Source organism: Streptomyces paludis (genome assembly GCF_003344965.1).
Classification (GTDB): domain Bacteria; phylum Actinomycetota; class Actinomycetes; order Streptomycetales; family Streptomycetaceae; genus Streptomyces; species Streptomyces paludis.
In genome coordinates, this window is record NZ_CP031194.1 from 640,732 (window position 1) to 661,500 (window position 20,769).

Genomic DNA, 20,769 nt, shown 5'->3' on the forward strand with positions numbered 1-20,769 from the left:
GCAGAGAAGCCAGGAGTCCATGGAACTCGCCGCCTTTCCCCGTCAGTTCGCCAGGACCCGCCGCTTCTCGCTCGGGGTCCCGCAGCGGTTCACCGTCTCACCGGACGGGGAACGCGTGCTGTTCACCCGGTCCGTGTCCGGCACGGACGCGCGGATCCTGCTGTGGGTGTACGAGAACGGCGCGGAACGGCTGCTCGCGGGCGGCGACGGAGACAGGGCCGGAGCGAAAACCGGGGCAGGGGCCGGGATCGGGTCCGGGTCCGGGATCGGCTCGTACGCGACCGACCGCCACGCGCGCGTGGCCGCGTACACCCGCGACGGCGCGCTCTGGACCGTGGAAACCGTGGGAGGCGACACCACCCCGCGCCGGCTGCCCGTCCCCGGCCCGGTGACCGACCCCCGCCCCTCCCCCGACGGAACCCTGATCGCGTACGTCCGGGACGGCGCGCTCCGCGTCGTACGGGACGACGGCACGGCCGACCGGGCGCTCGCCGAGCCGGAGTCCCCCGATGTCACCTACGGGCTGCCGGACCATACCGCCCGGGAGTCCATCGGCCGTACGCGTGCCTTCTGGTGGTCGCCGGACGGCACCGCGCTGCTGGTGGCCCGGGTGGACACGTCAATGGTGCGGCGCTGGCACGTCGGCGACCCGGCCGACCCCGCGCGCCCGCCGCGCGCCGTCCGCTACCCGGCGGCGGGCACCGCCAACGCGGAGACGTCCCTGCTCCTGATCACCGTCGGCGGCGACCGCACCCCGGTCGCGCTCCCGCGTACGGCCCCGGAGCCTGGCGGCGCGCCGGCCGCGCCCGGCACCTGGCGTGACGGCGCCTTCGAGTACCTCCTGCGCGCCGACTGGGACGGCGCCGCCCCGGTCGTCACCGTCCAGACCCGGGACCAGCGCACCGTGTGGGTGCTGCGCGTCGACCCGTCGACCGGCGCCGTACGGCCGCTGTCGCGTCACACCGACGACGCGTGGGTGGAGTTCCCGCCGGGCACCCCGCTGCACACCGGCTCGGGAACGGCCGTGCTGCCGTACATACGCGGCGACGCGTACGGGATCCGGATCGGGGATGTGCCCTCGCCCGCCGGGCTCCAGGTCAGGGCGGTGCTGGGGGCGGTGGGCGAACGGGTCTTCTTCACCGCGTCCGAGGAGCCGACGGAGACCCACGTCTGGTCGTACACCCCCTCGGCCACCCCCTCCGCCGGGCCGTCCCACGGCCCGGACCCCCGCTTCGTCCGGCTCACCGACGTCCCCGGTGTGCACACCGCCACCGTAGGCGGCGACAACGACAACGGCGCGACCGTCGTCCTCGACAGCCGGACTCCGGCCGCCCATACGGTGACGGTGGTACGCGGCGGCGAGCCGGCCGGCCGTATCGCGGTCCTCACCGAGCGTCCCCTCGTCACCCCCGCGCCGGTCCCCCTCGTCCTCGGCGCGCGGGAGTCGCGCGGGCAGCTCCATCTGCCGTCCTGGTACGAACCGGGCGCGGGCCCGCTCCCGGTGCTGCTCAGCCCGTACGCCGGCCCCGGTATGCAGGTCGTGAACCGGGCGGGCGCCTGGCACTCCGTGGTGCGCCAGTGGTTCGCCGAACACGGCTTCGCGGTGCTGGTGGTGGACGGCCGCGGCACCCCCGGCCGCGGGGTGGCCTGGCAGCGCGCCATCACCGGCGACCGGCTGACGCCCGTACTCGACGACCAGATCGACGCGCTGCACGCGACGGCCGCGCGGTACGACGGCGCCCTGGACCTGACCCGGGTCGGCATCCGGGGCTGGTCGTTCAGCGGCTATCTGGCGGCCGGCGCCGTGCTGCGCCGGCCCGATGTGTTCCACGCGGCGGTCGCCGGGGCGCCCGTCACCGACCGGCGGCTGTACGACACGTACTGGGAGGAGCGCTATCTCGGCCACCCGGACAGCCGGCCGGAGGGCTACGCGCGCTCGTCGCTGCTCCCGTACCCGAGCGACGCGAACGGTACGGGCACACCTGTCCGGCCGCTGCTGCTCGTCCACGGGCTCCTCGACGACAACGTCTTCCCGCTGCACACCCTGCGGCTCTCCGCCGCGCTGCTCGCCGCGGGCCGGCCGCACTCCGTCCTGCCACTGCCGGGGACCGGGCATCTCGTCGCCCGGGAGGGGACGGCCGACGCCCTCCTCCTGCGCGAGCTGGCCTTCTTCCGGGAAGCACTCGCCGCCGGGGGCCGGCCGGCCGCTGAATCCGCGGCCCGTTGAACACAGGAACGCCCGGTACCGTACTCCCCCATGAACCGGCCGAACGAGCGCCGGACGGGAACACGGGAGTTCGGTATGACGGGAACGTACGGCGGCAGCGCACGCATCGTGACACGCCGGACCGTGGTGGCGGCCGCCGGTGCGGCGGGGCTGGGCGCCGCGCTCGTGGCATGCGGCTCGGACGACAGCTCGGACAGCGGTTCCGGTAGCGGTAGCGGTTCGGGCAGCGCTTCCGGTGGCGGTTCGGACAGCGGCTCCGGTGGCGGTTCGGGCGGCGGCTCCGGCGCGGTTCTCGCCAAGACGACCGACATCCCGGAGGGCGGCGGGGTCGTCTTCGGTGACCAGGGCGTGGTCGTCACCCAGCCGCAGGCCGGCGAGTTCAAGGCGTTCTCGTCCGTGTGCACCCACACCGGCTGCGCGGTCAAGGGCATCGCGGACGGCATCATCAACTGCCCTTGCCACGGAAGCAAGTTCAGCGCGACGGACGGCAGTGTGCAGGCGGGCCCGGCGACTGCGCCACTGCCCGCCAAGGAAATCAAGGTCACCGGTACGGAGATCAGCCTGGCCTGACCGGTACACGTGTGACCGGTACGAGCGGCGTCCCGCGCGGACCCCGCTCCCCCTGAACGGCGGCCGGCCGGCCCCACCCTTCGTCGGCAGAAGGTGGGACCGGCCGGCCGTCCTCTTTGTTCAGGTGCCTGTGCTTCAATCCAGCGTCTGTGCCTGCTCGTTCGGGCCGCCCGCCGCCGTCCTCAGCGCCTCGACCGCCGCCCTGATCGACGGCCGCCGGTCCGCGTCGGTCCGCCACACCGCGTACACATGCCGGCGCATCCGCTGCCGTACGGGGACGACGGCGACCCCCGCCGGCACCGGACCGCGGCCGAGCCGGGGCGCGACACAGACGCCGAGTCCGGCCGCGATCAGGGCGAGTTGGGTGTGGTACTCCCCCGCCAGATGCGCGATCCGCGGCTCGACGCCCTTCGAGCGGAGCGTGAACATCAGCCAGTCGTAGCAGAATTCACCCTCGGGCCAGGACACCCAGTCGTCGTCGGCGAACTCCTCCAGGTCCACCTCCGCCCGCCCCGCGAGCGGATGGCCGACGGGCATGGCCACATCGGGGGCGTCGTCGAGCAAATGGGCCGACGCGAGCCCGCCGGGCACCGGCAGCCGCTTGTTGCTCCAGTCCAGCGCGACCGCGAGATCGAGATCCCCTCTGATCACACTGCGGATTCCAGCCTCGGGCTCCATCTCACGGGTGTGGACGCGCAGTTCGGGATGGTCCTCGCGCAGCGTCCGGATCAACTGCGGAAAGAGTCCCCGCGCGGCCGTCGGGAAGGCCGAGATCCGCACTTCGCCCACCACCGCGCCCCGCTGGGCCTCGATGTCCGACTGGGCGATCTCGACCTGGGAGAGGATCCGCGCGGCGTGGTCGGCGAGCAGCCGTCCGGCGTCGGTGAGCCGGACCCCGCGCCCGTTCTTGGTCAGCAGCCGCTGGCCGACCTCACGCTCCAGTTTGGCCAGTTGCTGGGAGACCGCCGAGGTCGTGACATGCAGCCCGTCGGCCGCGCCGCTGACCGAGCCGTGGCGGGCCAGGGCGTCCAGGGTGCGCAGGCGCTCCAGATTCAACATGTAAGCAATGCTAAGCGATGGGGTGGACTTATTCTCGCTTGTTCTACGAGGTCAAGCGGGCCATGGTGGTCCTCATGAGCGCCACCACCGACACATCACCCACAGCGGCACCCACCCCCACGCCCACACCTCCGGCCGTCTCCGCACCCCACGCACACCGCGCGAGCGCCCGCAGCCGTCCGGCGCTCGGCTGGCGGGTCCGGTTCGCGGCGCTCGCGCTGATCTGGGGCTTCAGCTTTCTGCTGATCAAGGTCGGCACACACGGCTTTGCCCCGTTCCAGGTGACCTTCGGCCGGCTGTTCTTCGGTACGGCGGTGCTGGCTGTCGCGATCGCGGTGAAGCGGGAGCGGCTGCCCCGGTCGGCACGCACCTGGGGGCATCTGGCCGTCGCGGCGTTCCTGCTCAACGCCCTGCCGTTCTCGCTGTTCGCGTACGCGGAGCTGACGATCCCGTCGACGCTCGCGGGCATCTGCAACGCCACCTCGCCGCTGTGGGGCATGCTGCTGTCCCTCGTCGCGCTCTCCGAGGACCGGCCCACGCGGCGCCGGGTGGCCGGGCTCGGTATCGGTTTTCTCGGGGTGCTGACCGTGCTGGGCGCCTGGCAGGGCTTCTCCGGACTGGATCTCAGGGGTACGGGGATGGCCCTGCTGGCCTCACTGAGCTATCCGATCGGCTGGATCTACGTACGCAGGACCCTGGCGGGCAGCGGCAGCTCCCATCTCTCGCTGACCGGCGCGCAGCTCTTCCTGGGCACTCTGCAACTGGCCGTGGTGACACCGCTGTTCACCACGCTCCCGACATCCTTCCCGGTGGGGCCACTGCTCGCGGTGGTGGTGCTGGGCGCGCTGGGCACGGGGCTGGCGATCCTGATCCAGTACGGCATCGTCGCCGAGGTCGGCCCGACGACCGGGCAGATGGTCACGTACTTCATCCCGGTCATCGCCGCGGCGGCCGGGGTCACGCTGCTCGGAGAGCGGCTCGACTGGAACACACCGGTGGGCGCGCTGGTGGTGCTGGCGGGCGCGGCCCTCACCCAGAGCCGCGCGAGGCGGCCCGGAGCGGCGAAGTAGCGGCTTGACGGCCCCTAGCCGACCCACCGCGGCACGCACAGCGCACCGCACACCCCCTCAGCCGTGGGTACGGGCCGGAGCCGGCCCGGCCGCCGAGGCCAGCGCGTCGGCGACCGGCCCGATGTCGTCGGCCGTCAGCTCGGAGACCGTCAGCCGTACGCCCGGCGGCGCCGCCAGCCGGAAGCGCGCCCCGGGCGCGACCGCCCAGCCGGCCCGCAGCAGCCGTGTCACCGCGCCGGTCTCGTCCGCGACCGGCACCCAGACGTTCATCCCGCTGCGGCCGTGTGCCGCGACACCCCGGGCGGCGAGCGCGGAGACGAGCGCGTCGCGCCTTTCCCCGTACGCCCGGGCCACCGCCGTCACATCGACCGCGCCCGAGGTCCACAGCTCGACCACCGTCCGCTGGAGGATCCGGCTCACCCAGCCGGGGCCGAGCCGCTGCCGCCCCGCCACCCGGTCCACGGTCAGCGCGTCGCCGGTCAGCACGGCGATCCGCAGATCGGGTCCGTACGCCTTCGCCGTGGACCGTACGAGCGCCCAGCGGTCGGTGACACCGGCCAGCGGGTACAGCGGGAGGTCCACGATGTGGTGGCCGTGGTCGTCCTCGATGAGCAGGACGCCGGGGTACGCGGCGAGGAGCGCGCGCAGGGCGGCGGCGCGCGCGGCACCGACCGCCGCACCGGTCGGGTTCTGCGCGCGGTCGGTGACGACGACCGCGCGGACGCCCGCGCGCAGGGCGTCCGCCAGCGCCCCGGGGAGCGGCCCGTCGTCGTCCACCCCCATCGGGACCGGCCGCAGCCCGAGCGCGGGGACGAGATCGAGCAGGCTGCCCCAGCCCGGGTCCTCGACGGCGACGGCGTCGCCGGGCCGCAGATGCGCGGCCAGCACGCGTTCGATGGCGTCGAGCGATCCGGAGGTGACGGCGACGGGCCCCGGGGGCACTCCGTCGACGTCCAGTCCGGCCCGGGCCAGCCGGGCGAACTCCGGGTCGACGGGCGCCTGTCCGTACAGTACGGGCCGCTCGGCGGCCTGGCGGGCGGCGGCGGTGAGCGCGTCGTGCAGCGGGGGCAGGAGGGCGGGGTCGGGGTTGCCCTCCGAGACGTCCCGTACGCCGGGCGGTACCTCGATCCGGATCGAGCCGCGGACCGTACTGGCGGGACGCGGCCGGATCCGGCTGCCCCTGCGCCCGGCCGTCTCGATCACCCCGCGCTCGCGCAGGGTGCGGTAGGCGGCGGCGACGGTGTTCGGATTGACCCCCAGCTCGGTCGCCAACTCCCGCATGGGCGGCAGAAGTTGCCCCGGAACCAGCTCCCCGGCCCCCACCGCGCGTTCGACGCTCGCGGAAATCTCCGCGGCACCGCGTCCCGTAATCCGATACTCTCCTAGCACAAAGAACATTATGCACTAGAGCAAAAGAGAACGCAATGAAGGAGAAGGAGCGCACCGTGAACATGAAGGAGAACGCCGTGAAGGAGAGCGCCGCACCGGAAAACACCGCGCCGGAGGGTGCCATGCAGGAAAACACCGCGCCGGAAAACGGCGGCACCGCCTACCCGTCCTCCTCCCGCACCGTCCCCACCCGGGCCCGCGAGCGGGCCTCGTACGACCGTGAACTGGTGCACGGCATACTCGACGCGGCGTATGTCTGCCATCTCGGCTTCGTCCGCGACGGCGCTCCCGTGGTGCTTCCGACGCTCTACGCGCGCGTGGGCGAGCGGCTCTACCTCCACGGCTCCACCGGATCGCGCCCGCTGCGCATGGCGGGCGGAACATCTGCCGCGGAGGGGAGCGACCCGGGGCTCGCGGTCTGCGTGACCGTCACCCATGTCGACGGCCTGGTGCTGGCGCGCTCCGCCTTCCACCACTCGATGAACTACCGCTCCGTGGTGGTGCACGGCACCGCCCACCGCGTCACCGCGCCGGAGGAGCGGCGGACGGCCCTCGACGCGATCGTCGACCAGGTCACCCCCGGCCGCTCGCGCGACTCACGCCCGGCCAACGACCGCGAGCTGGCGGCGACGGCCGTGATCAGCCTCGATCTGCACGAGGTCTCCGCCAAGGTCCGTACGGGCGGCCCCAACGACGACCCCGAGGACCTCGCGCTGCCGTACTGGGCGGGGGTCGTACCGCTCACACCGGGCTACGGCGCCCCCGTACCGGCGGACGACCTCGATCCGGCCGTCCCGCTGCCCGGCTACCTCTCCGCGCGCCGAGAGAGGGGCGGGCGCTGAGACGGGGGCGAAGCTACTGCCCGGCGGGCCCGGCCGGAACCGGGGAAGGATCGCCGTCCCCCACGCCTTCCCCCGCAGGCGCACCCGCACCCACGCCGCCCACACCCACGCCGCCCGCACCCGCACCCGTCCCCCCACCGGCCACCGGCCCGGCGGGCGGCGCCTTCGGGGTCGACGACTGCGCGATGAACGCGCCGATCAGCACGACCACCCCACCGAGGATCTGCGGCGCCGAAAGGTGCTCCCGCAGCAGCACCCACGCCAGTACGGTCGCGATGACCGCCTCCAGACAGGCGACCACACCGGCGACCTGCGGGGAGAGGCGGCGTACGGAGATCACCCCGGTGACGTACGCGAGGACGGTGGCGATCAGCACGATCCAGCCCAGCAGCAGCCAGACCGCGACACGCGACCCGTCCATCACGGCGCTGCCGCCGAGCAGCGACCAGTCCATCCGCCAGGGGCGGGCGACGGCCGTCAGCACGACGGAGCCGATGATCAGTCCGTACGCGATCACGCCCAGCGGATCCGCCACGTCCTCGCCGTCGCCGTCCGGGTCGGACAGGACGAAGTAGCCGACCTGGCAGCAGGCCGCGCCGAGCGCGAGCAGCACCCCGACCGGGTCGAAGCCGAGCCCGGCCCACACCTCCACCACACAGGCGAGCCCGCCCACCGCGAGCACGACCCCGACGGCGGCGGCGCGGGTGACCGGCCGGCGCCGTACGAACCGGACCCAGAGCAGCACGAGCGCCGGCGCGAGGTACTCGATGAGCAGCGCGACCCCGACGGGGATACGGGAGAGCGCGGCGAAGTAGAAAGCCTGGACGCCCGCGACAGCCAGCAGCCCGAAGCCGAGGAGCAGCGCGGGCCGGCGGACGAGCAGCGCGCGATGGCGCCAGGCCACCGGGAGCATGACAAGGGCGGCGCCGGTGACCCGGAGCCAGACGACATGGAGCGGGTCGAACCCCGCTTCGATCAGCGGCTTGGCCGCGACACCCGAACCACCGAACGCGACCGCCGACACGAGGGCGAGCCCCAGGCCGGCGTTCCTCTCCCGAGACACCTGCATGGCGTCATCATGACACCTCGCGTCAGGAGCCTCACTCCCATGACACCTGTCGAGACGCGGCGGAGACACGGTCGCTCAGCGACAGGGTGTCCACCCCGGCCCGTTCGAGTACCTCGACCGCCCGGCAGGACCCGTCGGCGGCGAGCGCCGCCAGCAGATCGAGCCCGCGGGCCCGGGGCGCGCCACGCAGCGCCGCCCGGTTCAGCGCGGCGGCCATGGCGGTCACGGCGGGCGGCGACCAGCCCGGCACCTCACGCCGTACAACGGGCAGCGCGCCGGAGTCCTCGACGGTCCCCTGCCAGCGCAGCCCGTATCCGATGCTCCGCTGGACGAGATAGCCGAGCACCCGGGCCGGCTGGGGCTCGCTGTCGAACACGGCCCGCACCTCGGGGTCCGTCTCCAGCAGGGAGTGCAGCAGATGGGCCGTGTCGATCTGCGCGTCGGCGCCGCGGTGGGCCCGTCTGCGGGCGCCCGCGACCACGGACATCAGCTCGGGAGAGAGCTGCGCCTCAAGTTCGTCGATGCGCGGCGGCGCCGCCGGGTGGGGTACTCGCGGTGGAGGGTTTCGCACTCCTTCACCCCATCAGTCCCGGGCGTGCGTGGCATCCACGCGGGGGAGCATCTTCGGACCTGCCGGAGAGTAGTACATCTGCGCCCTTTCTCCTCCTTACGGATGAGAAGAGGCCCGCGACACCCAGGCCACGGACCTCCAACACCCCCTCCCCCACGCCCTCATCCTTCGTCGGCGAGGATCAGATAGAGCTTCTTGCGCGATTCGTTGATGACCGCGAGGGCCTTCTCGCGCTGCTCGGGCGTGCCGGTCTTCCAGACCTGCCCGAACGCCTCCATCAGCCCGAATCCGGCCTGCCGGATCTCATCCACGGACTCCCGGTCGAACCCGCGGCCGGCCTCCTCCCAGGGAGCCTCCGACCCGGCCTCGGCCTCCGCCGTGCCGGCCTCGGTGAGCGTGAACAGCTTCTTGCCGCCCTCGCTCCGGTTGGTGATCAGCCCTTCGTCCTCCAGCAGCTGGAGCGTCGGGTACACCGACCCCGGACTGGGGCGCCAGGCCCCGCCACTGCGCTCGCCGATCTCCTGGATCATCTCGTAGCCGTGCATCGGCCGGTCCTTGAGCAGCGCCAGGATCGACGCCCGCACATCACCACGCCGAGCCCTCCCCCGCCCCCCACCGGGCCCCCGCCCCCGCCCGAACGGCCCACCGAACGGCGGCCCAAACGGCCCAAAAGCCCCACGCCGCCCGACTCCCGGCCCGTACTCATGTCCGTGTTCATGTCCATGTGAACGCATCGCTTCCACTTCTCCTTCTATCGTTGATCTGTCGCGATGCGTCAACGATATATCGGAACCTTTCGTTTGACAACACCCCCGCCGCATGGATGGTGTGCGCGTCCCGGATCGCGCCAGAGTGACGGGTCGCCCGGACGGGCGGACGGCGGACGGTTTTACGTCGCCGGAGTACGGCGTCGCCGCTCCCGCAGCCAGCCGTCGATCACGGCGAAGTCCGCGCCGGTGAGACCGGTCATGGCCGCCACGCGGTGCAGAAGCGCCGGACCACGGTGGTGGCGCGATACCCAGGCGCGGTCGAGGGCGGTGATCTCGTCGTCCACCCAGACGAAGGGGCGTCCGTCGGCGAGGGCGACGAGAGCGCGGGTCTTCCAGTGCAGGGCGCCCGTCTCCTCCTCTTCCGGCGCGTCCGGCAGGCCCACCACCGGCAGTGGGGGCAGCCCGAGCAGCGGGGCTATCACCTCGTTGGCATCGTCCATCCACGCGGTGGCCCACATCAGCACGCAGGGGAGCGCCAGCAGGCGCGGACCGTGTGTGCGGTCGATCTTCGCCAGCTGGGGGTTCGACGTGTCCTGCCAGCCGTCCCACTCTTCGGCGCTCGACGGAAGCCGCGCTCCTCCGTACGGGAGGAGGGTGCCGTCAACGTCCAGGAAGAGCAGTGGGGTTTCCACGTGATCGGTCATGGCCGCACACGCTATCGACCCTTCGCCCGAGCGAGCGGTGGACCGTATGCGCGGCCCCGGACTGTCCGTAGCCATGCCACCATCCGAGCGAGCGAGGTCGCGGCCCATGGCCCATGCGGCGGATGCCACCTCGCCAGGGACGGGGGCGGGCGGTGCCGGTGGTGGATGTGGTGCGGGAGTCGGCTCGGGCGGGGCGGATGGTGTTCTTCGAGGAGTCGGCGCGGGACGGGGCGCAGGCCAAGACATTGATGGGCGCCGGTTTCCGGGTGCGGCTGGCCCGCGAGCAGGGTGCGATCTTCGGCGCGGACGGGCCGCGGCATGTGGTGTTCGCGGCGGGCTTCCCCTCGGTGTGCGCCCAGGAGTTCGAGGCGACGCGCCAAGTCGCCCTGGAGGCACAGGATTCGGTGAGTCCGGCGGCGATCTGCCGGGGCACGGCGGCGGACGTGCGGCTGGCGCTGGGTGCGGTACGGGGCGCGGCGGGCGCGCGGGTGATGGTGATCGTGGCGGCGTCGGAGGCGACCGCCCGCGCCCTGGTGCACAGCGACGCCCGTACCGCCCTGGCCACGGGCATGGACGTGGTCAAGGAGGCCGTGGACCTGGCGGCGGGCGACGGTGTCGCGGTGGACGTGTGCCTGGTGGACGCGCCCCGCGCGGACCCCGCGCTGGTGGCCGAGTACGCGGGGGCGATGACGGCGGGCGGCGCGGGGACGATCGTCCTGGCCGACACCGTCGGAGATCTGCTGCCCGGCCAGGCCCGCACCCTGTTCCAGCGGGTCGCGGCCGGGGCCGGCCCGGACACCGTCCTGGTGTCACACCTGCACAACGACCTCGGCCTCGGCCTGGCCAACACCCTGGCCGCGCTGGAGACCGGCGTACGGGTGGTGGCCTGCTCCTGGCTCGGCATGGCCGAGCGCAGCGGCATGGCGGCCACCGAGCAACTCCTCTTCCTGCTCGCCCACGACCCGGCCAAGGCCGCCCGACTCACCGGTTCCGCAAGGGAGTTGTGGTGGACGCCGCCGGACCTGACCCGGCTGCCGGGGATCGCCCGGATGGTGTCCGCCGAGACCGGTGTGCCGCTCACCGTCACCACACCCATCGTGGGCACCGGCGTCGCCACGATCTCCACCGGCACCCCGTTCACCCACCCGAGAACCTTCCAACCGTACGATCCCCAGCGGCACTTGGGCCTGGAGCCGACCGTCGTCCTGACCCATCTCGCGAGCCGGCGTGTGCTGCGCGCGGTCGCCGAACGCCTCGGACACGACCTGGACCCGGTCCGTACCCGGACCGCACTGGCCTGGGTCAAGGACCGCGCGTACCGGCTCGGCCAAGCCGTCGTCCCCGACGCCGACTTCGCCGCCTACCTCGACGGCCTCACCGCCAGCACAACGGCGCCCACGCCCGAGCCCGTACCCACGCCCGGACCCGCGACCGCGCCCACTTCCTGAACGGACCCCGATGCCGCCCACCGCACCGCTCGACACCGGCCCCGCCGCCGACGCCCTCGCCGCCGGCCGGGCCGCCGTCCTGCCGAACCCCAGCCCGCTGACCTACGTCGTCACCGCCACCGGTCCGCAGGCCGTCAACCACGCCAAAGCCCGGCCCTCGAACCAGGAGGTCGCGCTCTGGACGCACGACGACACCACGTGGACCGAACTGACCGCCGCACTCGACCTGACGCCCGCCGCCCTCGGCACGGCGTCGTATCTGCTCCGCGTCGAACTGGTCACCCTGCTGGTGCCCGTACGCCCCGGCACCCCACCCCCGGCATGGGCTCTCCCCGCCCTGCGCGACGGTCACCTCCTGCTCTTCGGCGCCCGCTGGCAATCCCTGGCCCCGCTGCTGGCGCGCTTCCCCCGTCTGTACGTCAGCAGCGCCAACCGCACCGGGCAGGCACCCGCGCCCACCGCCGCCCGGGCCGCCGCGATGTTCGGCCCCGGCGTCCCCGTCGCGGACGGCGACCACCTGCGCGACACCAGCACCGACACCGACACCAACGCCACCACCACACTGCGCATCACGCCCGACGGCACACTGACCCATATCCGTCACGGAGCCCAGGACCTGGCACACGGCCCCGATCCCGCCGTCTACCTCGAACGGCTGCGTACACAACACCGTTGACGGCAGCGGTATGCGCTACGGCTACGCCCGCGGCGCCGAAGCCGACTCAGACGCCGCGCCGGACGTCGACACGGACACCGCCGCCGGTGTCCCCGTAGCGATCGGCTCCGTGCCGGTGTCGCGCCGCAGCGGCACCTCCTTGATGAACAGCACCATCACGAACGCCACCAGCGCGAGCGGCGCCGCGTACAGGAAGGTGTCGGCGACGGCATGCCCGTACGCGCTCTCGACGACCGCCCGCACCGGAGCCGGGAGCAGCGCGAGATCCGGGATGGAGCCGCTGCCGGATCCGGTGTCCGTGACGCCGAGCCGCGCCAGGCCGTCCGCCATGTAGTGCGTGACCCGTGTGCCGAGCATCGCGCCCAGCGCCGCGACCCCGGCGGAGCCGCCGAGCGAGCGGAAGAAGCTGACCATCGAGCTGGCCGCGCCCAGATCCCGCTGGTCGACCTGGTTCTGGGTGGCGAGCACCAGGTTCTGCATCATCATGCCGACGCCGAGACCCACCAGCGCCATGAAGACGGCCGTCCGCCAGTACGGTGTGTCGGCGCGGATGGTGCCCAGCAGACCGAGCCCGGCGGTGACGAGCGCGCCCCCGGAGACGAGCCAGATCTTCCAGCTGCCGGTCTTGGTGATGATCTGCCCGGAGAGCGTGGAGGAGACCGCCAGCCCGCCGATCAGCGGAATGGTCATGATCCCTGCCATGGTCGGCGACTCACCGCGGGCCATCTGGAAGTACTGGCTCAGGAAGATACTGCCGGCGAACATCCCGACGCCGACGAAGAGGCTCGCGACGGAGGCGAGGGTGATCGTCTTGTTGCGGAACAGCCGCAGCGGGATGATCGGCTCGCTCGCCCTGCTCTCCACCAGCACGAAGACCGCGCCGAGCAGCACCGCGCCGCCGGTCATGACCGCGGTCTGCCAGGAGGCCCAGTCGAACTTGCTGCCCGCGAAGGTGACCCAGATGAGCAGCAGACTGACGGACGCGCTCATGAAGAACGCGCCCGTCCAGTCGACCTTCACGTCCCGCCTGACCACGGGCAGCCGCAGGGTCCGCTGCACCACGGCGAAGGCGACCGCCGCGAACGGCACGCCTATGTAGAAGCACCAGCGCCAGCCCAGCCAGCTGGTGTCCACGATGGCCCCGCCCAGCAGCGGTCCCGCGACCGTTGAGACCGCGATGGTGGCACCGATGTAGCCGCTGTACCGGCCCCGCTCGCGCGGCGAGATCATCGCCGCCATGACGATCTGCACCAGGGCCGTCAGACCGCCCGTGCCGATGCCCTGGAGCACCCGGAAGACGATCAGCGTCGCGACGTTCTGCGACAGCCCCGCCCCCAGCGAGCCGATCAGGAAGACCACCAGCGCGATCTGGACCAGCAGCTTCTTGCTGATCAGGTCGGCGAGCTTGCCCCACAGCGGGGTGGAGACGGTCATCGCGAGCAGCGCGGCGGTGACCACCCAGGTGTAGGCGCTCTGCCCCGAGTCGAGATCGGAAATGATCTTCGGAAGGGCGTTGGTGACGATCGTGGACGAGATCATCGCCACGAACATGCCGAGCAGCAGCCCGCCCAGCGCGGACATGATCTGCCGGTGCTCCATCGGCGCGGGTGGTGGTGAGGTCGTACTCATCGTCGTCGGCCCTCTCGCTTTCGTCCGACAATCACCTGATTGCCCGAGGCAACTTAACATAAGTGGAGGAGAACCTCCGATACAAGGCCGCCACCCTCCCGCATATGGCCAGAAAGGCGCCTATATCCCCAAAACGAACCGCCCCGTTCGACCGCATCTCCGCGCAAAACGGAGGGCGTACTCCGGCACGTAGCATGGAGCGATGAGTTCTCAGCACCAGGAGTCCGGCGCGGAATCCGCCGGAGCCGCTGCCGGAGCCGCCCCCTCGCGCGCCCTGCGGGCCGACGCGGAACGCAACCGGGCCCGGCTCGTCGAGGCCGCCCGGAGCGTCTTCGCGGAGACCGGTGTCGACAGCCCGCTGGAGAACATCGCCGAGCGCGCGGGCGTCGGTATCGCGACGCTCTACCGCCGCTTCCCGACGCGCGAGGAACTCATCGCCGCGACCTACGAGGCCAAGATGGCCGAGATCACCGACTTCACCGAAGAGGCGCTGCACGCGCCCGACGCCTGGACGGGCCTGCGCGACTGCATCGAGCGCTTCTGCGCGATGCAGTCCGAGAACCGCGGCTTCAGCAGTGCCGTCATCATGGCGCTGCCCGTCCCGGCGGTGGTGCCGCCCCACCGCGAGCGGCTACGGACGAACCTCGCGGCGCTCATCGAGCGCGCCCAGGAGGAGGGCAGCCTCCGCGACGACTTCGTCCTGGAGGACATCACGCTCCTCATGATGGCCACCGGCGGAATCCTGCGCGTCACCCGGGAGGCGGCGCCCCACGCGTGGCGCCGGCTGCTCGCGTACCAGCTGGAGGCGTTCCGTACGCCGGGGTCGGCCGGCCCGGCCGACCCCCTGCCCACCGCGCCCACCGCCATGCAGCTGCGCCGCGCCGCGGAGGCCCACCGGGCCCGCCTGCGGCAGTCACCCCCGGCGTCGTCCCCCGTGGGCTGAAAGGACGCGGCCGCTGTACGCCGCGCCCCAAGCACCGAGCCGCCGTGCCCCGAGCCGCCGCGCGCTTCAAGGCCGCGCACCTCGGATTGGCCTTGGCCCGGGACGTCCCTCGGCTTCTACGCTCCGCACATGCGCATCCGAATCGTCGACGCCTTCACCGACCGGCCCTTCGCGGGCAACCCCGCCGGAGTCCTGCTCCTCGACTCCCCCGCGTTCCCCGCCACCGAGTGGCTCCAGCGGGTCGCCGCCGAGGTCAACCTCTCCGAGACGGCCTTCGCCCACCCCCTGCCGCCCGGCGGCGACGCCGACTGGGCGCTGCGCTGGCTCACCCCGGCCACCGAGGTCGACCTGTGCGGCCACGCCACCCTGGCCACCGCCCATGTGCTGCACACCACCGGCCGTGCGACGGGCGCCCTGCGCTTCGCGACCCGCTCCGGGATCCTCGGCGCCGTCGCCCACGAGGACGGTTCGCTGACCCTGGACTTCCCGACCTCGCCGCTGACCCCGGTCCCGGTCCCCGACGGCCTCGCGGCGGCGCTCGGCGCCACGCCCGTATCCGCGCACGACACCGCCGAGCACCTCGGCGATCTGGTGGTCGAGCTGGCCGACGAGCCGACCGTACGCGGCCTGTCCCCCGACTTCGACGCGCTCGTCGCCTGCTCCCGGCGCGGCATCATCGCGACGGCCCGCGCCGAGGACCCGGCCCGTGGCTACGACTTCGTCTCGCGCGGCTTCTTCCCCCAGGTCGGGGTGGACGAGGACCCGGTGACCGGCAGCGCCCACACCGCGCTCGCGCCGTTCTGGTCGGCGCGGCTGGGCGGTGCCACGGAGCTGACCGGGCTTCAGGGCTCCGCCCGTACCGGACTGGTACGGGTCTCCCTGCGCGGCGCCCGGACGCTGCTCACCGGCCGGGCGGTGACGGTCATCGACGGCGAGCTGCTCAGCGCGCCGTAAAAGCGGGCGAGCCCCCAGCCCTCGTCCACGAGGGACCCCCCACGCCGGCCGACTACAGCGTCGGCAGCCAGTCCACCTTCCCCGCCAGCAGCGCGTACCCGACGAACGCCCCGATGTCGAGCAGCGTATGCGCCACGACCAGCGGCCCGACCCGCCCCCAGCGCCGGTACAGGAGCACGAACACCACGCCCATCACCATGTTGCCGATGAAGCCGCCGATGCCCTGGTAGAGGTGGTACGAGCCGCGCAGCACCGAGCTGCCCACCAGCGCCGCCATCGGCGTCCAGCCCAGCTGCCCGAGCCTGCGCAGCAGATAGCCGACGACGATCACCTCCTCCAGCACGGAGTTCTGCACCGCCGAGAGAATCAGCACCGGGAACTTCCACCAGACATTCGGCAGCGACTCCGGCTGGACCGTCAGATTGAACCCGGTCGCCTGCATCACCAGATAGAACGCGAGCCCGGCGCTGCCGATCCCGGCCGCCACCAGCGTGCCGCGTCCCAGGTCGGGCCAGGGCCGCCGGCCGTCGAAGCCGATGTCGCGTATCCCGCTGCCCTCGCGCAGCAGCAGATGCGCGACCAGCGCGACCGGCACCAGGGCCGTACTGATGTAGAAGAGCTGAAGGGAGAGGTCGAGCCACGGCCGTCCCGGGGCCGCCGACGAATTGAGCCTGGCCGCCTGCTCGTTGAGCGCCTGGGGCGCGGTGAGCGCCCCGATGAATCTGATCAGCGCGCCGACGCCGCTCGCTCCCAGCGAGAGCGCCAGTACGAGCAGGGTCTCGGACCGCAGGGTCCGGCGCGCGACGGCTCCCCGCCCCTCGGTCACCCGCCCGCCGGCCCCCGCCACATCAGCCGCCGACGCCCCGGCGCTCCGCTTCTCGGCGCCCGGCACCTCGGCCCCCTGCTCCGGCCCTCGATCCCGCTCCGGTCCCGGACCGTCCACCTGTCCCGCCTCCGCACGCACACCCGACTCCAGTTTCTACGTCCCGGTGTGGAATCCGGGCCCTGTCCCGCGCACCGTGCCGCTAGGGTCTCGCATACGAGTACGAAGATCGCGCGAGACCCGCACCCGCGGCACCCCCGCCATCCCCCTCTCCCACCTTTCACAAAGGAGGGGCGTCACCGTCATGGGACGTCACAGCTTGCCCGATGTGCGGCCGGCGAGCGCGGGCAGGGCCCGTTCGCCGCGCCGCCGCAACGTCGCCATCGCCGCCGCGCTCGTGCTGGCCGTGGCGGCCGGCACCGGAATCGCGGCGCGCGCCGGTCTGCTCTCCTTCGCCGCGCCCTGCGAGAGAGACGCCGTACGGCTGGACATCGTCGCGTCCCCGGACATCGCTCCCGCCCTGCGGGAGACGGCCGACCGCGCCCGGCGGGACAAGGTGACCTCCGACGGCCGCTGTCTCGACATACGGGTCACCGCCCGCGACAACTTCAAGGTGGCGAGCGCACTCGCCACAGGAGCCACAGGCATCACAGGAGCCACAGGCGGTACGGGCGCCACCGACGCCACCGGCGCCGGCGGCTCCAGCCGCGCCACCGACGACTCCGAAGGCTCCGACGACTCCAAGTACCAGGTCTGGGTGCCGGATTCCGGCGTCTGGGTCGACCGCGCCAAGGGCAGCGGCGACGGAGTCCCCCTCACCCCCGCCGGGAACGTGGCCTCCTCCCCCGTGACGCTGGCCACCGTACCCACCGCCGCCCGCACCCTGGGCTGGCCGAGGAAGACGTACACCTGGTCCGATCTGGCGCAGACCGCGACCGGCGGCGGTCTGCCGCGCGTCGGTTCGGCCGATCCGGCGCGCAGCGCCTCCGGCCTGCTCGCGCTGAGCGCCATCGCGGAGTCCGCGCAGCAGGACGGCGCCAAGGGCGAGACCCGTACGGCCGCCACCGCCAAGCTCCTCTCCGAGCGCGTCGCCGACACGGACACCCAGCTGCTGGACACCCTGGCGCGCGACGACTCGGGCGCGGAGAAGGGCAATCCGCGCCGCAACGAGGCGGTGCTGATCTCCGAGCAGGCCGCGTTCACCCACAACTCCGAGGGCAACGGCGTGGCCGGCCTCGACCTCTTCTATCCCACGGACGGCGCGCCCGCGCTCGACTACCCGTACAGCCTGGTCGATCAGACCGAGCTGACCACGGACCAGAGCCGCGCCGCGATGCGCTTCATGGCGCTGCTCGGCGAGGACCGCTCGTACCGCACGCTGGAGAAGCACGGCTTCCGGGCGGCGAACACCCCGGTGACCGGCGAGGTGCTGCGGACGGCGGGCGGGCGCGCTCCGCAGCCGTACGAGGGCGAGGACGCCCGGCCGCCGTCGGCGGAGGCGGTGCAGCGCGCGCTCGGGCTGTGGACGGTGACGGTGCGCAGCACCCGGCTGACGACGGTCGTCGACGCCTCCGGGTCGATGGCGGCGCCGGTGCCGGGCCGGTCGGGCCAGAGCCGGATGGATGTCACGAAGGCGTCGCTGCTGCGGGCGCTCTCCCAGTTCACCGCCGAGGACGAGATCGGCCTGTGGGAGTTCGCCACCCGGCTCGACGGCTCGAAGGACTACCGCGTGCTGGAGCGGACGGCCCGGCTCGGGGAGCCGGTCACGGGCGGCGGCACCCACCGCGAGCGGCTGTCCGACGCCTTCGCGGCGCTCCGCCCCGTACCGGACGGTGACACCGGGCTGTACGACACGACGCTGGCCGCCTACAAGGAGGCGCGGTCCTCCTATGTGCGCGGCAAGTTCAACGCGCTGGTCATCCTCACCGACGGTTCGAACAAGGACGACGACAGCATCTCGCGGGCCGATCTGATCAAGCGGCTGAAGGCGCTGGTGGACCCCGCGCGCCCGGTGCCGCTGATCGCGGTCGCGGTGGGCCCGGACGCCGACCGGGCCGAGGTCGACCGGATCGCGAAGGCGACGGGCGGGGCGGGGTACGAGGTGAGCGATCCGGCCGACATCCAGTCCGTACTGCTGAAGGCGATCATGCTCTCGGCCGCGTCGACCACCCCCTGAGCGATACGACCGGAACCCGGCCCGCACCCCGCGCCGGCACCCCGCACCCCGTACCCGCCGCGCCACCGCCCCTCGCCCACCCCACCTCACCCCACGCGACCTCCCCGCCCCGGGAACCCCACCGGCCACGTGTGCACCGGCTCCCCCTCGTGCATCAGCTCGCAGTACCGGCGGGTCATGGCGGCCAGCGCCGCGTCCCGCTCCAGCCCGGCCTCCAGCGCCCGGTGGAAGGTGTCCACCTGCCAGGAGGCCCCGTTCACCCGCCGCTTGCACCGCTCCTCGATCACCCCGAGGTAGAAGTCCCGGTCCGCGGGCTCGATGTGCCACGCGTCGAGCCCGGCCGCGGCGAGCGGCAGCAGCTCGTCCCGTACCAGCTTCACCGTCGGTACGGTCGTGATGCCCGACGCCCGCCCCGGGCGCGGCCAGCGCAGCTCGGCGTCGATGCCGTGGCGGCAGGCGGTGTCGAAGTTGGCGGCGGCGTCGGCGAAGGGCAGCCGGCTCCACACCGGCCGGCTGTCCTCGGCGAGCGCGCGCACCAGACCGTAGTAGAACGCGACGTTGGCGATCACATCTGTGACCGTGGGGCCCGCGGGCAGCACCCGGTTCTCCACGCGCAGATGCGGTGCGCCGTCGGCCACCTCGTACACCGGCCGGTTCCAGCGGTAGACCGTGCCGTTGTGCAGCACCAGCTCCTGGAGGTCCGGCACACCCCCGCGGTCGAGCACCGCCAGCGGATCCTCGTCGTCACAGATCGGCAGCAGCGGCGGGAAGTAGCGCACGTTCTCCTCGAAGAGGTCGTACGCGGAGCCGATCCAGCGCTCGCCGAACCAGGTCCGGGGGCGCACGCCCTGGGCCTTCAGCTCCGGCGGCCTGGTGTCGGTGGACTGTTCGAAGAGCGGCGGCCGGGACTCCCGCCACAGCTCATGGCCGAACAGGAAGGGCGCGTTGGCACCGAGTGCCACCTGCACGGCGGCCACGCACTGGGCCGCGTTCCACACATCCGCGAACCGGTCGGGGGTGACCTGGAGATGCAGCTGTACGGAGGTGCAGGCGGCCTCCGGGGTGATCGACGACGAGGTGGAGGAGAGCCGCTCCACCCCTTCGATGTCGAGGGTGAAATCCTCTCCCCTGGCCGCGACCATCTGCTGGTTGAGGAGTGTGTAGCGGTCGGCGTCGGAGAGGTTCGCGGAGACCACGTCGTGCCGGGTGAGCGTCGGGAGAATTCCGATCATCACGATCCCGGCGTCGACCTCGGTCGCTTTGCGATGGGCATATCCGAGGCCGGTGCGCAGTTCTTCCGCGAGCTGGTCGAGAACCCGTCCCCCCAGCCGGTGGGGCGCCACATTCACTTCCAGGTTGAACATTCCGAGTTCGGTCTGGAAATCGCCGCTCGCGATGCGCTTCAGCACCTCCGCATTCATCATGCGGGGCATCCCGTCGGAGCCCGCCAGATTCAGCTCGATCTCCAGGCCCATCAGGTTCTTGGGCCGATCGAACCTCTCCTCCGTCAGGAGCCGCTCCAGCACCGTCAGGCACTGCTGGAGCTTCCTGCGGTATCTCTGCCGGTCGGACAGTTCCGAACCGTCCGACTCGACTTTCTCCCCCATCGAAGTGTCCCTCCTCGAGTGGGCAGCCCGCGGCACCGGCCGCTCGCGTCACGATCGATAATGCCCACACCGTGTGATCCGTAACGTCTTCCGCCCCGTCGGCGCGTCGCGAGGGGTAGTGTGGGCCATCGGTCGCGCGGCACATTCCTTTGGCAAGGTGTGGGTGTTCTGTTTCCACTGCCCGGCCGTCCACGAAAAACGCCGTCGGGTTTCAGCCGTCCCCGCTGGGCGAGTCATCCCAGGCCAGGCACCGTCTCTTCCGGTTTTATCCGCGAAAAGTCCGGGAGAGATGGACTTAATAG

General features: G+C 72.5%; 18 protein-coding genes. 9 read left to right on the forward strand and 9 right to left on the reverse strand.

Features of this window, described 5'->3' with window-relative positions; translation table 11 throughout:
• Positions 1–19: 19 nt before the first annotated feature.
• On the forward strand, positions 20–2,227 hold the full coding sequence (locus DVK44_RS02730) for a prolyl oligopeptidase family serine peptidase (protein ID WP_114658150.1): 2,208 nt from the start codon (positions 20–22) through the stop codon (positions 2,225–2,227).
• Between the two features lie 75 nt (positions 2,228–2,302).
• On the forward strand, positions 2,303–2,797 hold the full coding sequence (locus DVK44_RS02735) for a Rieske (2Fe-2S) protein (protein WP_114664857.1): 495 nt from the start codon (positions 2,303–2,305) through the stop codon (positions 2,795–2,797).
• Positions 2,798–2,932: 135 nt separating this feature from the next.
• On the opposite strand, the gene DVK44_RS02740 is transcribed toward DVK44_RS02735, so the two are convergent.
• Positions 2,933–3,856 carry a LysR family transcriptional regulator gene (locus DVK44_RS02740; protein WP_114658151.1) on the reverse strand — a complete coding sequence of 308 codons (924 nt, stop codon included), beginning with the start codon at positions 3,854–3,856 and terminating at the stop codon, positions 2,933–2,935.
• Between the two features lie 74 nt (positions 3,857–3,930).
• Between DVK44_RS02740 and DVK44_RS02745 the strand changes: the two genes are divergently transcribed.
• Entirely contained in the window at positions 3,931–4,926 is a 996-nt protein-coding gene (locus tag DVK44_RS02745) for a DMT family transporter (RefSeq protein ID WP_181957391.1), read from the forward strand.
• Positions 4,927–4,983: 57 nt separating this feature from the next.
• Here DVK44_RS02745 and DVK44_RS02750 read toward each other — a convergent pair whose 3' ends face one another.
• Entirely contained in the window at positions 4,984–6,315 is a 1,332-nt protein-coding gene (locus DVK44_RS02750; RefSeq protein WP_114664858.1) for an aminotransferase class I/II-fold pyridoxal phosphate-dependent enzyme, read from the reverse strand.
• A gap of 122 nt (positions 6,316–6,437) precedes the next feature.
• Here DVK44_RS02750 and DVK44_RS02755 point away from each other — a divergent pair, with 122 nt between their 5' ends.
• Complete coding sequence (locus DVK44_RS02755; RefSeq protein ID WP_114664859.1) at positions 6,438–7,157, forward strand: pyridoxamine 5'-phosphate oxidase family protein; 720 nt, start codon at positions 6,438–6,440, stop codon at positions 7,155–7,157.
• A gap of 13 nt (positions 7,158–7,170) precedes the next feature.
• Here DVK44_RS02755 and DVK44_RS02760 read toward each other — a convergent pair whose 3' ends face one another.
• The 4 genes from DVK44_RS02760 to DVK44_RS02775 form a co-directional block, all read right to left on the reverse strand.
• Entirely contained in the window at positions 7,171–8,226 is a 1,056-nt protein-coding gene (locus tag DVK44_RS02760; protein WP_114658153.1) for an EamA family transporter, read from the reverse strand.
• Between the two features lie 31 nt (positions 8,227–8,257).
• Entirely contained in the window at positions 8,258–8,797 is a 540-nt protein-coding gene (locus DVK44_RS02765; RefSeq protein WP_181957392.1) for a Clp protease N-terminal domain-containing protein, read from the reverse strand.
• A 161-nt stretch (positions 8,798–8,958) separates the two neighbouring features.
• Positions 8,959–9,531, reverse strand: coding sequence for a PadR family transcriptional regulator (locus DVK44_RS02770; RefSeq protein ID WP_114658155.1), 573 nt, complete (start codon positions 9,529–9,531; stop codon positions 8,959–8,961).
• A gap of 155 nt (positions 9,532–9,686) precedes the next feature.
• A complete protein-coding gene (locus tag DVK44_RS02775; protein WP_114658156.1) occupies positions 9,687–10,211 on the reverse strand; it encodes a hypothetical protein in 525 nt (174 codons plus the stop codon).
• 122 nt (positions 10,212–10,333) lie between these two features.
• On the opposite strand from DVK44_RS02775, the gene DVK44_RS02780 reads away from it, so the two are divergent.
• A complete protein-coding gene (locus DVK44_RS02780) occupies positions 10,334–11,659 on the forward strand; it encodes a 2-isopropylmalate synthase (protein WP_228446965.1) in 1,326 nt (441 codons plus the stop codon).
• 10 nt (positions 11,660–11,669) lie between these two features.
• A complete protein-coding gene (locus DVK44_RS02785; protein ID WP_114658157.1) occupies positions 11,670–12,335 on the forward strand; it encodes a hypothetical protein in 666 nt (221 codons plus the stop codon).
• Positions 12,336–12,356: 21 nt separating this feature from the next.
• On the opposite strand, the gene DVK44_RS02790 is transcribed toward DVK44_RS02785, so the two are convergent.
• Entirely contained in the window at positions 12,357–13,964 is a 1,608-nt protein-coding gene (locus DVK44_RS02790; protein WP_114658158.1) for an MDR family MFS transporter, read from the reverse strand.
• Between the two features lie 202 nt (positions 13,965–14,166).
• Here DVK44_RS02790 and DVK44_RS02795 point away from each other — a divergent pair, with 202 nt between their 5' ends.
• Both DVK44_RS02795 and DVK44_RS02800 read left to right on the forward strand, forming a co-directional pair.
• Positions 14,167–14,907 (forward strand): TetR/AcrR family transcriptional regulator, encoded by a 741-nt coding sequence (locus DVK44_RS02795; protein ID WP_114658159.1) that lies wholly within the window; start codon positions 14,167–14,169, stop codon positions 14,905–14,907.
• A 129-nt stretch (positions 14,908–15,036) separates the two neighbouring features.
• A complete protein-coding gene (locus DVK44_RS02800) occupies positions 15,037–15,861 on the forward strand; it encodes a PhzF family phenazine biosynthesis protein (protein ID WP_114658160.1) in 825 nt (274 codons plus the stop codon).
• Positions 15,862–15,913: 52 nt separating this feature from the next.
• On the opposite strand, the gene DVK44_RS02805 is transcribed toward DVK44_RS02800, so the two are convergent.
• Complete coding sequence (locus DVK44_RS02805) at positions 15,914–16,708, reverse strand: CPBP family intramembrane glutamic endopeptidase (RefSeq protein ID WP_228447557.1); 795 nt, start codon at positions 16,706–16,708, stop codon at positions 15,914–15,916.
• Positions 16,709–16,988: 280 nt separating this feature from the next.
• Here DVK44_RS02805 and DVK44_RS02810 point away from each other — a divergent pair, with 280 nt between their 5' ends.
• Positions 16,989–18,860, forward strand: a complete 1,872-nt coding sequence (locus DVK44_RS02810) for a substrate-binding domain-containing protein (protein ID WP_114658161.1) — start codon at positions 16,989–16,991, stop codon at positions 18,858–18,860.
• 86 nt (positions 18,861–18,946) lie between these two features.
• Here the strand turns inward: DVK44_RS02810 and DVK44_RS02815 are convergent, their stop codons facing one another.
• Positions 18,947–20,467, reverse strand: coding sequence for a glutamate--cysteine ligase (locus tag DVK44_RS02815; protein ID WP_114658162.1), 1,521 nt, complete (start codon positions 20,465–20,467; stop codon positions 18,947–18,949).
• Positions 20,468–20,769 lie beyond the last annotated feature (302 nt).

Coding starts and splice junctions, on each gene's coding strand:
- DVK44_RS02790 (WP_114658158.1), bottom strand. CDS start 13,964: ATGAGTACGACCTCACCACCACCCGCGCCGATGGAGCACCGGCAGATC.
- DVK44_RS02800 (WP_114658160.1), top strand. CDS start 15,037: ATGCGCATCCGAATCGTCGACGCCTTCACCGACCGGCCCTTCGCGGGC.
- DVK44_RS02780 (WP_228446965.1), top strand. CDS start 10,334: ATGCCACCTCGCCAGGGACGGGGGCGGGCGGTGCCGGTGGTGGATGTG.
- DVK44_RS02755 (WP_114664859.1), top strand. CDS start 6,438: ATGCAGGAAAACACCGCGCCGGAAAACGGCGGCACCGCCTACCCGTCC.
- DVK44_RS02735 (WP_114664857.1), top strand. CDS start 2,303: ATGACGGGAACGTACGGCGGCAGCGCACGCATCGTGACACGCCGGACC.
- DVK44_RS02730 (WP_114658150.1), top strand. CDS start 20: ATGGAACTCGCCGCCTTTCCCCGTCAGTTCGCCAGGACCCGCCGCTTC.
- DVK44_RS02740 (WP_114658151.1), bottom strand. CDS start 3,856: ATGTTGAATCTGGAGCGCCTGCGCACCCTGGACGCCCTGGCCCGCCAC.
- DVK44_RS02760 (WP_114658153.1), bottom strand. CDS start 8,226: ATGCAGGTGTCTCGGGAGAGGAACGCCGGCCTGGGGCTCGCCCTCGTG.
- DVK44_RS02770 (WP_114658155.1), bottom strand. CDS start 9,531: ATGCGTTCACATGGACATGAACACGGACATGAGTACGGGCCGGGAGTC.
- DVK44_RS02795 (WP_114658159.1), top strand. CDS start 14,167: ATGAGTTCTCAGCACCAGGAGTCCGGCGCGGAATCCGCCGGAGCCGCT.
- DVK44_RS02775 (WP_114658156.1), bottom strand. CDS start 10,211: ATGACCGATCACGTGGAAACCCCACTGCTCTTCCTGGACGTTGACGGC.
- DVK44_RS02810 (WP_114658161.1), top strand. CDS start 16,989: ATGGGACGTCACAGCTTGCCCGATGTGCGGCCGGCGAGCGCGGGCAGG.
- DVK44_RS02745 (WP_181957391.1), top strand. CDS start 3,931: ATGAGCGCCACCACCGACACATCACCCACAGCGGCACCCACCCCCACG.
- DVK44_RS02785 (WP_114658157.1), top strand. CDS start 11,670: ATGCCGCCCACCGCACCGCTCGACACCGGCCCCGCCGCCGACGCCCTC.
- DVK44_RS02815 (WP_114658162.1), bottom strand. CDS start 20,467: ATGGGGGAGAAAGTCGAGTCGGACGGTTCGGAACTGTCCGACCGGCAG.